The organism is Devosia sp. WQ 349K1 (genome assembly GCF_016595685.1).
In the GTDB taxonomy this organism is placed as follows: domain Bacteria; phylum Pseudomonadota; class Alphaproteobacteria; order Rhizobiales; family Devosiaceae; genus Devosia.
Genome location: NZ_JAENGO010000001.1, coordinates 907,895 through 920,612 on the forward strand (window position 1 = coordinate 907,895; position 12,718 = coordinate 920,612).

The 12,718-nt window shown below is 58.3% G+C and carries 13 protein-coding genes; 3 read left to right on the top strand and 10 right to left on the bottom strand.

Features of this window, described 5'->3' with window-relative positions; translation table 11 throughout:
- Window positions 1-91: 91 nt before the first annotated feature.
- The 3 genes from JHL21_RS04330 to JHL21_RS04340 form a co-directional block, all read right to left on the bottom strand.
- Complete coding sequence (locus tag JHL21_RS04330) at window positions 92-838, bottom strand: pyridoxine 5'-phosphate synthase (RefSeq protein ID WP_200212059.1); 747 nt, start codon at window positions 836-838, stop codon at window positions 92-94.
- Window positions 839-975: 137 nt separating this feature from the next.
- Entirely contained in the window at window positions 976-1,530 is a 555-nt protein-coding gene (gene ilvN / locus JHL21_RS04335; RefSeq protein WP_169195181.1) for an acetolactate synthase small subunit, read from the bottom strand.
- 23 nt (window positions 1,531-1,553) lie between these two features.
- Entirely contained in the window at window positions 1,554-3,323 is a 1,770-nt protein-coding gene (locus JHL21_RS04340) for an acetolactate synthase 3 large subunit (RefSeq protein WP_199530989.1), read from the bottom strand.
- 371 nt (window positions 3,324-3,694) lie between these two features.
- Here JHL21_RS04340 and JHL21_RS04345 point away from each other — a divergent pair, with 371 nt between their 5' ends.
- A complete protein-coding gene (locus JHL21_RS04345) occupies window positions 3,695-5,194 on the top strand; it encodes an inorganic phosphate transporter (RefSeq protein WP_200212061.1) in 1,500 nt (499 codons plus the stop codon).
- 82 nt (window positions 5,195-5,276) lie between these two features.
- Here JHL21_RS04345 and JHL21_RS04350 read toward each other — a convergent pair whose 3' ends face one another.
- The 4 genes from JHL21_RS04350 to JHL21_RS04365 form a co-directional block, all read right to left on the bottom strand.
- Window positions 5,277-5,735 (bottom strand): NUDIX hydrolase, encoded by a 459-nt coding sequence (locus tag JHL21_RS04350; RefSeq protein ID WP_200212062.1) that lies wholly within the window; start codon window positions 5,733-5,735, stop codon window positions 5,277-5,279.
- Window positions 5,736-5,866: 131 nt separating this feature from the next.
- Window positions 5,867-6,082 (bottom strand): cold-shock protein, encoded by a 216-nt coding sequence (locus tag JHL21_RS04355; protein ID WP_169195178.1) that lies wholly within the window; start codon window positions 6,080-6,082, stop codon window positions 5,867-5,869.
- Between the two features lie 291 nt (window positions 6,083-6,373).
- Window positions 6,374-6,658 (bottom strand): glycine zipper domain-containing protein, encoded by a 285-nt coding sequence (locus JHL21_RS04360; RefSeq protein ID WP_200212063.1) that lies wholly within the window; start codon window positions 6,656-6,658, stop codon window positions 6,374-6,376.
- A 73-nt stretch (window positions 6,659-6,731) separates the two neighbouring features.
- Window positions 6,732-7,100: a DUF423 domain-containing protein gene (locus JHL21_RS04365; RefSeq protein WP_200212064.1), complete on the bottom strand. Its 369-nt coding sequence runs from the start codon at window positions 7,098-7,100 to the stop codon at window positions 6,732-6,734.
- 68 nt (window positions 7,101-7,168) lie between these two features.
- Between JHL21_RS04365 and JHL21_RS04370 the strand changes: the two genes are divergently transcribed.
- Complete coding sequence (locus JHL21_RS04370; protein ID WP_254081907.1) at window positions 7,169-8,575, top strand: MATE family efflux transporter; 1,407 nt, start codon at window positions 7,169-7,171, stop codon at window positions 8,573-8,575.
- Here the strand turns inward: JHL21_RS04370 and miaA are convergent.
- Window positions 8,572-9,465, bottom strand: coding sequence for a tRNA (adenosine(37)-N6)-dimethylallyltransferase MiaA (miaA, locus tag JHL21_RS04375; protein WP_254081908.1), 894 nt, complete (start codon window positions 9,463-9,465; stop codon window positions 8,572-8,574). The two genes, JHL21_RS04370 and miaA, sit on opposite strands and share 4 nt — an antisense overlap.
- Before the next feature lie 27 nt (window positions 9,466-9,492).
- Between miaA and serB the strand changes: the two genes are divergently transcribed.
- Window positions 9,493-10,365 carry a phosphoserine phosphatase SerB gene (serB, locus tag JHL21_RS04380; RefSeq protein ID WP_200212065.1) on the top strand — a complete coding sequence of 291 codons (873 nt, stop codon included), beginning with the start codon at window positions 9,493-9,495 and terminating at the stop codon, window positions 10,363-10,365.
- A gap of 72 nt (window positions 10,366-10,437) precedes the next feature.
- Here serB and hflC read toward each other — a convergent pair whose 3' ends face one another.
- Both hflC and hflK read right to left on the bottom strand, forming a co-directional pair.
- Entirely contained in the window at window positions 10,438-11,541 is a 1,104-nt protein-coding gene (gene hflC, locus JHL21_RS04385) for a protease modulator HflC (RefSeq protein ID WP_169195174.1), read from the bottom strand.
- A 2-nt stretch (window positions 11,542-11,543) separates the two neighbouring features.
- Complete coding sequence (hflK, locus tag JHL21_RS04390) at window positions 11,544-12,656, bottom strand: FtsH protease activity modulator HflK (RefSeq protein ID WP_200212066.1); 1,113 nt, start codon at window positions 12,654-12,656, stop codon at window positions 11,544-11,546.
- Between the last annotated feature and the right edge of the window lie 62 nt (window positions 12,657-12,718).

The window sequence follows — 12,718 nt, forward strand, 5'->3', positions numbered from 1 at the left end:
TAGGCTTTTAGAACGAAAAATGGACGGATCACGATAATCCGTCCATTTTCAGCATAATTAAAACGCAGTGTTCTGTTTTATCGAACAGTCTTCAGTCTGCGAGGACCGCGCAGTAGCGACGAGTGGCTTCAGCAAAGCCATAGAGCAGTGCGTCTGCGGTGATGCCGTGGCCAATGGATGCCTCGGCGACGCCTCTCACCTGCTCCTGGAAAGCGGGCAGGTTTTCGAGGGTCAGATCATGTCCGGCATTGACACCCAGACCAATGGCAAGGGCAGCGGCGCAGGTCTCAGCCAGCGCCACGAGTTCACGCTGCGCGGCAGCCCGGTTGTCATAGCAAGCGCCATAAGGGCCGGTGAACAGCTCGATACGATCGGCACCAACCGCCTTGGCAGCAGCAACGCCTTCGGCCCCAGCGTCTGGATCGCAAAACAGCGAGATACGGCGACCTTGAGCACCACGAAGACGCGGGATGACCGCATTGAGAATGTCGGCCTGACCGACAAAATCCCATCCGTGGTCAGAAGTCGCCTGGCTCGGATCGTCAGGCACCAGCGTCACTTGATGCGGATTGATGGTCTCGATCAGGGTGATGAAATCTTCGCTTGGGTAGCCCTCGATGTTGTATTCAACATCGGGATATTCCAAGGACAGAAGCTCAGCCAAAGCGAACACGTCCGTACGCCGAATATGGCGTTCGTCGGGACGGGGATGAATGGTGATGCCCGCAGCGCCCGCGTCCAAAACTACGCGCGCCATGCCGGTCACACTCGGCCACGGCAGATCGCGGCGATTGCGGAGTTGGGCGACGGCGTTGAGATTGACGGACAGCAGAGTCACGGACGGATATCCTTACAGCAGATAGCTTCTGCTTACGCCCTGCCCCACCGAGGAGCAATACTGAAGCGCTAGGCCGTTAGACGCAGACTAAAAAACACCCGGCGCGATGAGCGAACACCGCGCCGGATGATTGGGCATTACATGCTTTCAGGACCGCGGCTGATCGCAGCCAGACCGGTGCGGACGACTTCGACGAGACCAAGCGGCGCCATCAGAGCGATAAAGCTATCGATCTTTTCTGGCTTGCCGGTGACTTCGAAAACGAAGCTCTCGACGGTCGAGTCGATGATGTGCGCGCGGAAGGCATCAGCAAGGCGCAGCGTTTCGGCGCGATGATCGCCCGAACCACGAACCTTGATCAGCGCCAATTCACGCTCAACGAAAGCGCCTTCTGCCGAAAGGTCGTGGACCTTGTGGACCGGCACGAGACGCTCAAGCTGGCTCTTGATCTGGATCAGAACCTTGGGCGTGGCGATGACAACAACAGTGATGCGACTAAGTCGACTGTCGTGTTCGGTCTCACTGACGGTCAGGCTCTCGATATTGTAGCCGCGCGCCGAGAAGAGGCTGACGACGCGGGCGAGGATACCGGGCTCATTGTCGACCAAAACCGAAAGCGTGTGGCGTTCGTTCTGCTGGGTTTCCGGAGCCATGAAATAGGCGGAACCAGTGGGCTGGAGATGTGCGTTCATGTTTGTTTCTCTCCGCAGTTGGCTTAAACCAGCTGGCGTCCCTTCTCGTCGATGATGTCGCCGATGTCAGCGGTATCAGGCAGGATGATTTCATTGTGCGGCTTGCCCGATGGGATCATAGGCAGGCAGTTTTCGTCCTTCTCTACGATCACGTCGAAGATAACTGGGCCGTCATAGTCGAGCATTTCCGCGATTGCCGCGTCGAGCTCGGCTGGGTTTTCGCAGCGAATACCCTTAGCGCCATAAGCTTCAGCGAGCTTGACGAAGTCCGGCAGCGATTCAGAATAGGAATGCGCGTAGCGCGAACCGTGCAGCAGATCCTGCCACTGGCGGACCATGCCCATGCGCTCGTTGTTGAGGATGAAGATCTTGATCGGCAGACGATACTGAACCGCCGTCGAGATTTCCTGCATGGTCATCTGAACGGACGCTTCGCCGGCGATATCGATCACCAGTGCATCTTCATGCGCAACCTGCACGCCAACTGCAGCTGGCAGGCCATAGCCCATGGTGCCCAGACCACCCGAGGTCATCCAGTGGTTTGGCTTATCGAAGTGGAAGTGCTGCGCAGCCCACATCTGGTGCTGGCCCACTTCAGTGGTGATGTAGACTTCCTTGGACTGGTTCTTGGTCGCTTCATACAAGCGCTGGATAGCCCATTGCGGCTTGATGACCGTGTCCGAGTTCTTGAATTTGAACGAACCAACGGCGCGCCACTTTTCAATCTGGCTCCACCAAGGCGCAATCGCTTCAGTGCGAGGCTGATTGGTCTTGGAACGCCAGATGCGGATCATTTCCGCCAGCACGCGGTTGCAATCGCCAACGATTGGAATGTCGACGCGGATGATCTTGTTGATCGATGCAGGATCGATATCAACGTGGATCTTGCGGCTGTTTGGCGAGAAAGCATCGACGCGGCCGGTGATACGGTCGTCAAAGCGTGCGCCGATGTTGATCATGACGTCACAGTCATGCATCGCCAAGTTCGCTTCGTATGAACCGTGCATGCCCAGCATGCCGAGCCACTGCTTGTTGGAAGCCGGGAACGCGCCCAGACCCATCAGGGTCGAGGTCACTGGGAAGCCAGTGAGCTCGGCCAGCTCGCGCAGGGATTCGGAGGCTTCCGGACCCGAGTTGATGATGCCGCCACCGGTGTAGAAGATCGGACGCTCAGCCTTGAGCATCATATCTACAGCCGCTTCGATAGCCTTGAGGTCGCCATCCATCTGCGGACGGTAAGACTTGGCGCGCAGCGTGCTCGGCTCTGGACGATAGTAATCGCCAACCGCGAACTGAATGTCCTTCGGAATATCGATGACAACCGGACCCGGACGGCCAGTGGTGGCGACGTGGAAGGCTTCGTGCAGGATGCGCGGCAGGTCCGCCACGTTCTTCACGAGGTAATTGTGCTTGGTGCACGAACGGGTGATGCCGACCGTATCGCATTCCTGGAAACCGTCGGTCCCGATAAGGGTCGTTGGCACCTGCGCGGTGATGCAAACGAGCGGAATGGAATCGAGAAGAGCGTCCGTGAGGCCGGTCACCGCATTGGTCGCGCCCGGGCCCGACGTTACGAGCACAACCCCCGGCTTGCCGGTCGAACGTGCATAGCCTTCGGCCATGTGGGTCGCACCCTGTTCGTGGCGCACCAGAATGTGCTGGACGAAGTCCTGCTGGAACATCGCATCATAAATTGGCAGCGCAGCGCCACCGGGATATCCGAAGATATGTTCAACGCCCTGATCGGTGAGCGCTTGGATCACCATTTCAGCGCCGGTCATTTTTTCGGCCATCATTCAGCCCTTCCTAATTCTCCCCCGGAGGGAAATCCGTCGTTCTCCGCCTCTCCCCGCGCGGCGGAAAAAAGGCAATAAAAAAGGCCCCGTTTGGGACCTTGTGTTCGGCGCATCCGCAATCGCGCGGGGTTTTACCCCACGGTGCCGATGCGCCTGCTAACCACTACGAGAATGAGCGCCCGCATGGGACCTCTCCTGAAAATTCGTTGCGCATTGATAAAGTGATTGTGAGACCTGAGTCAACCCAAAATGCCGCACGCAAATCGTCACTCCGTGAAGGCGTCACCCTGCCACGCTGGCTTTTTTAATGGCAGCAGGCCTGCAAAGTGCTACAGGCGGCACAACAGAGATTATGACGTTTTGGTGACATGAGTAAAAGCGCGCTCGACAAAGACTTGCAGCGTGTTTCCGGAATGGAAACGGCAACCTTTAATTTGACCCGCTCGCTTGCAGCGCCGGGCATCGCCTTAGTCTTCCTCCTGCTCGCCGCAGTTTGGGCCAGCTACGCGATGGGCGGCTCGCCTGGCACCTATATTGTTGTCATTTCGGCCTGTATTGCAGGGTATATGGCGCTCAACGTTGGCGCCAATGACGTCGCCAATAACATGGGCCCAGCTGTGGGTGCTCGTGCCATCACCATGGGCGGTGCTCTCGTAATCGCGGCCATCTTCGAAGCAGCAGGCGCTCTGCTCGCTGGCGGCGACGTGGTCAACACGGTGGCGCGGGACCTGCTGATCGCACCAGACTTTGAGTCGACAACCTTCATCACCGTGATGATGTCCGCTCTGCTGGCATCAGCGCTATGGGTCAACCTTGCCACCTATATCGGCGCGCCAGTGTCCACCACCCATGCCGTTGTCGGCGGTGTGGTTGGTTCCGGTATTGCCGCCGCAGGCTTCGGCGTTGTGAACTGGGGCATGATTGGCGCTATCGCAACCAGCTGGGTGATCTCACCCGTTATGGGCGGGCTGTGCGCCGCGGGCCTATTGTGGTTGATCATGAAGACGATCACCAATCGTCTCGACAAGATTTCAGCAGCGCGCGTTTGGGTGCCGATCCTCGTCGCGCTGATGACCGGCGTCTTCGCCATCTATCTCGCCACCAAGGGCATGAGCCGCATCTGGAAGCCTGAGCTGCCCATCGTTGTGGTGCTGTTCTTCGTCTTCACGGCGCTGGGCTGGATTGTTTCCATGCCCATCGTGCGCAAGCAGTCGATGAACCTTGAGAACCGCAAGAAGCATGTGGCGACCTTGTTCCGCATTCCGCTGGTGATCTCGGCCGCCCTGCTCTCGTTTGCACACGGCGCCAATGACGTCGCCAACGCTATCGGCCCAATGGCCGCTATCGTCAGCGCCATCGAAAGCGGCGGGGCTGACGCGGGTGGCATTAGCTTGCCATTCTGGGTTCTGGCCATTGGCGCTATCGGCATCTCGCTGGGCCTTGCTCTGTTCGGACCCCGTCTCATCCGGACCGTTGGCGAGCAGATCACCAAGCTCAACGAAATCCGCGCGTTCTGTGCGGCGCTGTCGGCGGCTGTGACCGTGCTCGTCGCATCGGCACTCGGCATGCCGGTTTCCTCGACCCACATTGCCGTGGGTGCGGTGTTCGGCGTCGGCTTCCTACGTGAGTATTTCTCGCGCCGCGACATGGAAGGCTCTGCCGTTCCGGTCAATGCCAAGTTCGTGGACCCATCCCAGCTCAACGCAACACCGGAAGAAGCGCTTGCCAATGCGCGCAAGTCTGAAGGGCGACTGCTCGTGCGTCGTCAGCATGTGTACTCCATCGCGGCAGCTTGGGTTGTGACCGTACCCGCCTCTGCAATTTTGTCGGGCGTGCTCTATTACGTGCTGAGCCTGATCATTCGCTAATTTGGCGAGTGCGATAGTTGAAACGAAGAAGGCCCGGAACCACATGGTTCCGGGCCTTCTTCGTTAAATCCGGTGGCAGCGCTTATTTGCCTGAGTAGAGCGTGTGAAACTTCACCGCGAGGCGCGCTAGCGAGCGATCAGCCAGAAGGCGCTTGGCTTCGGTTAAAGTCGCCCAGTGACGCAAGCGCTGACCCTTCTCGCGCCATGTGTCGAGCTGCTCGGTAACGAGAAGCGGGTAGAGATCGACATTGACCAAGGTCGCGCCTTCTCCGCCGGTGCTCGCCCGGTAACTGCCAATAACATCCTGCGCGATCGTACCGACAACGCCAGCTTCTTCAGCGGCCTCGGTCGCGGCACTGTCCCACGCGGTATATCCCGGCTCAATCGCGCCCTTGGGAAAAATCCACTTGCCGCTGCGGCGCGAGGTGATCAGCAGGAAAGCCATGCGCCCATCGACGATCGAATATGGCAGCGCTCCAGCCTGACGCAGCGCGTCTGGCGTTTCGACTGCAGGGCTCCAATGCTTTAGCAATTCGCGCAAGGTCACGACCCTTTTGGAAAAATAGGTTGCTCGCTCCTTGGCACAGCTACGCGGCCAGAGTCCACACCACAAACAGAAAGGGCCCCGTAGGGCCCAATCATCAATTCGGTATGTCGAGCCGATATGCTCGATTAGCGTGCCAGTGCAACGTTTGCAGCAGAAACCTTGCCGTCACGGCCGGTTTCGAGTTCGAAGGTGACCTTGTCGCCTTCGTTCAGGCTCTGAAGGCCCGAGCGCTGCAATGCAGAGATATGCACAAACGCATCTTTTTCGCCGTTCTCAGGCGAAATAAAACCGTAGCCCTTAGTGGTGTTAAAGAACTTCACGGTGCCCGTAATAGTAGACATAGCAAGACCTCGAGGTCGTAGATGCTGCTCGCGCAGCGTTGGGTGAGCCTGACAGCAAGTTGTCAGAACGTACATTTTCACCAGATCAGGAGGTAGCCTAGTTTCCGGAAGCCCGGTCGTTCAGTTAGCGCAAGTCGAGTGGCACGTTAGAACCAATTATCTATGCAGACTGAACAATTTTCAAGGCACATCTCACTGTAAGTGAAAGACACCCGGCCGGGGGGCCGACCGGGTGTCTTACGCCCAAAAGGGCGTACGCCGCAGGGGGCGCTACGGCATCTAGAGACGGTGTTAGCCGCGCGGACAAGCCGCTACGTACTGCACACCTGTGCGTGGGTTACGGTACACGCACTGATTGGGATTTCCGTTGTAGTTGCGGCTTTGCAGAGCATCGCCTGCAGCCGCACCAGCGATCGCGCCAATGCCAGCACCAACGATCGCGCCAGCTGCGCTGCCGCCCGTGATTGCCGACCCTACGACTGCGCCACCGACGCCGCCAACGGTTGCACCCTGCTGGCTAGCAGTACATGCGGTGAGCGAGAGAGCCGCAGCAGCGACCACCAAAATCTTAAGCATGGAATATCCTCCACGATAACTTCCGCGTCCAAAATGCGCGACGTCCGTGAATGGTTCCAGAATTTTGACCGAATTATTTATTTAATTTAGCGAGGCCCGCGCCACTTAGGGCAAATCCAAGCCATCCCAAAATCATAAGCCCACCGCCAATCGGTGCCGCACCTGCAAAAAGTGGGGCGCTGAGAAACTCACGCAACGCCAAATCCGCTCCAAAAATCAGCGTCCCGAGCGCCAGAATTGCCCCCGAAACGGCGAACGAACGAGACCGACCAAAGAAGCCAACCGCTAACAACGCAGGGCCATGGGAGAGGAAGACTGCCGCGATGGCGGAAAGATTGCGCGAATCTACCATGTGGGAGGATGCAGCCGCAGCAGCCACACCGCTTGCCCCAAGCAAACCTACAACGACAAGCAGGCCTCGATGCAACACAATCATGTCCAACTCCTTAGCTGCTCTTTTATAGCGCCAGCGAATGGTCTAGAGGATCACTCTCTAAGAGAGTATTGAATATGAGTGAGATGGTCGCGCCAATGCCAGAGCGTGCTTCGCGCGGCGCCTGGGGGCGGGAATTTATCGAGAGTTTTTCTCTCGCCTGGCCGCTGGTTATTGCTCAGCTTGCTCAAAACGCCTTGCAAACAACAAACGTCGTGATGGTCGGCTGGCTTGGCCCCTCCGATCTCGCCGCGGCAACGCTGGCCTCGACGTTCTATACCCCTTTCATGCTGCTCGGCACCGGGATCGTCGCAGCAGTATCAGCGCTTGTTGCGCAAGCGCGTGGGCAGCGAGACATCAAGGCAGTGCGCCGTGTCGTGCGCCAGGGGTTCTGGGCGGCCCTCATGATTTGCGCGGTGCTTGTGCCGCTGATCTTACAGTTTCAGAATATTTATCAGCATCTGGGCCAAGACCTCGACACGCTCGCGCATGGCCAGAGCTACATCAATATTCTGGCGTTTTCCCTGTTCCCGGCACTCGGCATCATGGTGCTGCGCTCGTTTTTGTCAGCGACCGGCATCACCCGCCCCATTCTGATCATCACCATCTTTGGCGTGCTCATTAACGGGCTGATCGCGTACTGCCTCATCTTCGGCAATTTTGGTTTGCCGGAAATGGGCATTCGTGGCGCTGGGGTCGCCTCGCTGGTGGCGAACTTGGCGATGTTCGCCATGATGCTGACCTATGTGCTGCGTCACCGCAAACTTAAGCGCTTCAACATCCTTGTGCGCTTCTGGAAGGCGGACTGGGGACACCTCAAGGAAATCTTCCGCATTGGCGTGCCGATGGGCATGACGACACTGGCGGAAGTCGGGCTATTCACCGCCGCGGCGGTGCTCATTGGTCAATTCGGCACGGACGCGATTGCAGCCCACGCCGTCGCGTTACAATGCTCGTCGACCGCCTTCATGGTGCCGCTCGGCTTGGGATATGCCGCAACCGTCCGTGTTGGCTTGGCCTATGGTCGCGGCGACAAGGAAGGTATTCGGCGCGCTGGCTGGGCGTCCTTCATCCTCGGAACCGGCTTCATGGTGTTCTCCTGCGCCCTGTTCCTGCTCGCGGGTCGACAGATTGCCGGGGTATTTTTGGATCCGACGCTCGAGTCCAACGCCCATGCGATCAATCTTGCTGTGACCTTCATCGCTGTGTCGGGCCTGTTCCAACTGGTCGATGGCGCTCAGGTTACCGCAGCCTATTCGCTGCGCGGCCTCAGCGACGCGAAGGTGCCCATGTGGATCGCCATCTTTGGCTATTGGTTCATCGGCCTACCGACCAGCTATGTCTTGGGCTTTACCTTCGGCATGGAAGGCTTGGGCGTTTGGCTGGGCCTCGCTGTTGGTCTCGCCTTCGTCGCTGTGCTGCTGGTCGGGCGATTTGCCTATCGCGAACGCCTCGGACTGCTCAAAACACTGAACCCCGCCTAAAGCGGGGTTCCTCCAAGGCCCAGTCTTGGCCAATCAGCCATACGGTTGCGGAACCACGTTCGCTGCCGTTTGGCATATTGATGGGTGGCGGTTGTGGCGAGGCGGATCGCCTCTTCCTCATCCATTTCCCCTTTCAGCCAGGCTGCAATCTCCGGTACGCCAATCGCCTTCATGGCCGGCAGCATCGGGTCGAGGTTTTGCGCCAACACCGCCTTCACCTCCCCCACAGCGCCATTGTCGAACATGTGGTCAAAGCGATGGGCGATACGCTCGCGCAGCACCTCGCGCTCGGGCCACATGACAAAGCGCTCAATTTCGGCGTCAGCCAAAATTCCGGCCTGCGGCTCGTCTTGATAAGACGACAGCGCCCTGCCCGTTGCCCTCTTGACCGAGAGCGCCCGAACCACACGCTGAGGGTCAGCAACCTTGAGCCGAGATGCGGTGATGGGGTCTTCCGCCGCGAGCAGCGCCATACGCTGAGCCTCGTCAAAATCGGCGATCTCTTCTTCAACCGAAATCATAACGGCTTGAGGCACTTCTGGGATGTCTGCGAATCCCTTTGTCAGCGCATCGAAGTAAAGTCCTGTGCCGCCGACAAAGATCAGCTCACGCGCTGGATCGACCTCTTGAATCAACGCATTAACTTTTCGGATATATTCGCCGGTTGAGAACCGTTTAGCGACAGGCACAACACCATAGAGATGGTGCTCGGCCTGCGCTTCGTCTTCAACAGATGGACGCGCTGTCACGACACGAAGCGTGTTATAAACCTGCATTGAATCGGCGTTGATAATCACGCCGCCACCCGTCTGGGCGCGCGCGATTGCCAGCGCCGACTTGCCGCTGGCAGTCGGACCCGCTATCAGAACCACGCGCCTCTGGGCCATCATTTCGTTCTCCCGAAAGTCGCTTTATCCATGCCGGTTCTTTCCCTGATCGCCAACCCTGCAGATCCTGATTTCGACACCAAGCTTGCTCAAGCTGTCGTGGCGGAAATAGGCGGAGAACTCAACTGGCTGAACAATGGTATCGCCTGCGATATCATTGAGCCAAAAGCTGAGAACGCTCTCGCCCTCGCACGCGAAATCATTGGCACGCGCGCCGTGGACGTCAATTTGGTGCCCACCGAGGGTCGCCGCAAGCAGCTTCTTGTCGCAGACATGGACTCCACCATGATCCAGCAGGAATGCATCGACGAGCTGGCCGCTGCCTTGAACCTCAAAGACAAGGTTGCCGAAATCACCGAACGCGCTATGCGCGGCGAACTTGATTTCGAACAGGCGCTAGACACGCGTGTGGCTCTCCTCAAAGGCCTTGATCGTGCTGCCATGGACGAGGTTCGTCGTGGCTCCATCACCCTCATGCCGGGTGGGCGTACGCTGATCCAGACCATGAAGGCCTATGGCGCCTACACCTCGCTGGTGTCGGGCGGCTTCACCTTCTTTGCTGACTATTTTGGCAAGCGCATCGGCTTTGACGAGGCCATCGCCAATGTTCTCGAATTCGACGGCGATAACCTCACCGGCACGGTGAGCAAGCCTATCGTCGACAAGACCACCAAGCGCACACGCCTTGAAACACTCGCCAATGAAAAGGGTCTGTCGCTGAGCCAGACCATGGCTGTGGGCGACGGTGCCAATGACCTCGATATGATCGCGATTGCCGGCATGGGCGTCGCGCTGCATGCCAAGCCGGTCGTAGCGGCCGCCGCAGGCTACCGCATCGACCACAGCGACCTCACGGCCCTGCTCTATCTGCAAGGCTATGACGACGAAGATCTCGTCCGCTAAGCCAACACCAAGATCCAATAGAAAAGGCCGGCGCAGTTTCCTGCGCCGGCCTTTATCATGTCTGGTCTGCCGTTACTGAGCTGCTGGTGCAGCAGGCTCGGCTTCAGTCGGAACCACGGGTTCAACTGGGGCCGGAGCTTCAATGCCAACGGTTGGCTGCAAGGCCGTACCATCTTCCAGCGTGATGCTTGGAACAGTGGTGTCCTGCAGGCCAAGGCCGTCGAGGAGTGGCTCAGTCGGTGCATCGACAACTTCTGGAACAACCAGAGGCTGGATCGGAGCACCAGTGATTTCGCCGCGTTCTGGCAGCGCGCCGCCCGAACCGAAGTAGCTGAAGAAGGCGCTGTCTGGCGACAGAACCATCGTCGTGCCGGTATTTGCCAGCGACGTACGATAGGCTTCCATCGAACGGTAGAACTGGAAGAACTCTTCGTTCTGGCCATAAGCCAGCGCAAAGATACGGTTCCGTTCAGCGTCGCCCTGACCGCGGAGGATTTCCGCATCACGGGTTGCAGCCGCGACGATTTCAACCGCCTGACGATCAGCGATAGCGCGCAGGCTCTGAGCCTGTTCCTGACCGCGAGCGCGAAGCAATGCAGCTTCGGCAAGACGTTCAGCACGCATACGTTCAAAGGTCGTTGCCGAAACTTCAGCATCGAGGTCGGTACGCAGGATACGTACATCGACAATGTCGAGGCCGAGGTTTGCCAGATCCGGACGGATCAGATCACGGGTTTCCTGCATCATCTGCGCGCGCTGATCAGACAGAGCGTCGGAGAATTCACGCAGACCGTAAACCTGACGCAGAGCCGCATCGAGGCTTGCGCCGATACGGGCTTCAGCGACTGCAAGCTGACCGGTCGCACGTTCACGGAACAGACGCGCATCAGCGATGCGGTAGGTCAGGAATGCGTCAACCTGATAGAATGCGTTGCCCGACACCTGAACACGCATGTTCGAGATATCATAGCGCAGCAGACGATCGTCGATCATCTGAACGGTATCAACGAAGTCGGTCGGGATCTTGAAGTAGATGCCCGGCTCGGTGCGCACATCGGTGATCTGACCGAAGCGCATAACAATGGCCTGCTCGCGTTCGTCGACGACGTAAAGCGAGGAGAAGACGACGTAGAGGGCGGCAAGAACCAGACCGCCGAGAACATAAAGACGGTTCATGATCAGTTCCCTTCAGTGGTGTTGCGCTTGCCCAATTCTGGCAGCGGCAAATAGGGAACGACGCCCGAACCATTTGCACCTGGCTCGATCAGCACCTTTTCGGAGCTGCCCAGAACCTGTTCCATGGTTTCGAGGAAGAGACGCTGACGGGTCACTTCTGGCGAATTCACGTATTCAGCATAGATCGAGTTGAAGCGTTCCGCCTCACCGGTTGCTTCCTGAACGACGCGGTTCTTATACGCAGCAGCATCTTCACGGGCCGCTGCGGCTTCACCGCGAGCATTACCGAGAAGGGTGTTTGCGTAAGAACGTGCTTCTTCCTGAAGACGGGTCTCGTCCTGACGCGCACGCTGCACTTCATTGAAGGCGTCGATAACGTCAGCTGGAGGACCAGCATTCTCGATCAGCACCTGGCTGACATTCACACCGAGGCCGTAGCTTTGCAGCGTCGCCTGAGTGATACGCAGAACTTCCTGCTGAATGCCCGCACGGTCGTCAGAGTAAATGTCCTGAGCCGGACGACGACCAACCGCTTCACGCATCGCGCTTTCAGACGCGTAGCGCACCAGCGATTCCTGATCGCGAACGTTAAACAGGTAAGAGACCGGATCGTTGATCGCCCAGAACACGGAGAACTGGACATTGACGATGTTCTGGTCGCCCGAAAGCATCAAACCGTCGCCCGCATTGCTGCGCGACGATGCAGTGGCTGCACCGATCTGGGTCTGATTGACGGTCGTGGTTGCACGTTCAACCGATTCAACAGGCCACACCATGAAGTGCAGACCCGGGCCCGAAATCTCTGGCTTCGGCTTACCGAAGCGGAGTTCAACACCCACTTCTTGCGGGTTGATGGTGTAGATAGAGTTGGACACCCAAAACGCTGCTAGCGCGAGGAAGCCGCCGATAAACAGCCACTTCCCACCTGGAACGTTACCTTTAAACTGGTCACGGCCACGATTGAGAATGTCTTCGAGATTGGGGGGATTACCGCCCGGACGACGCGGACCACCGCCGCCGCCGCCACCGCCGCTATTGCCGCCACCACCTGGCGCTTGGCCCCAAGGGCCGCCATTGTTGCGGCCGCCTCCGCCACCATTATTCTCCCAAGGCATCGCAATCCTTTCGGTGTCTAAGAGAAAATCTGTTCGTTCTTATATAGGCATGCGCACCCGCG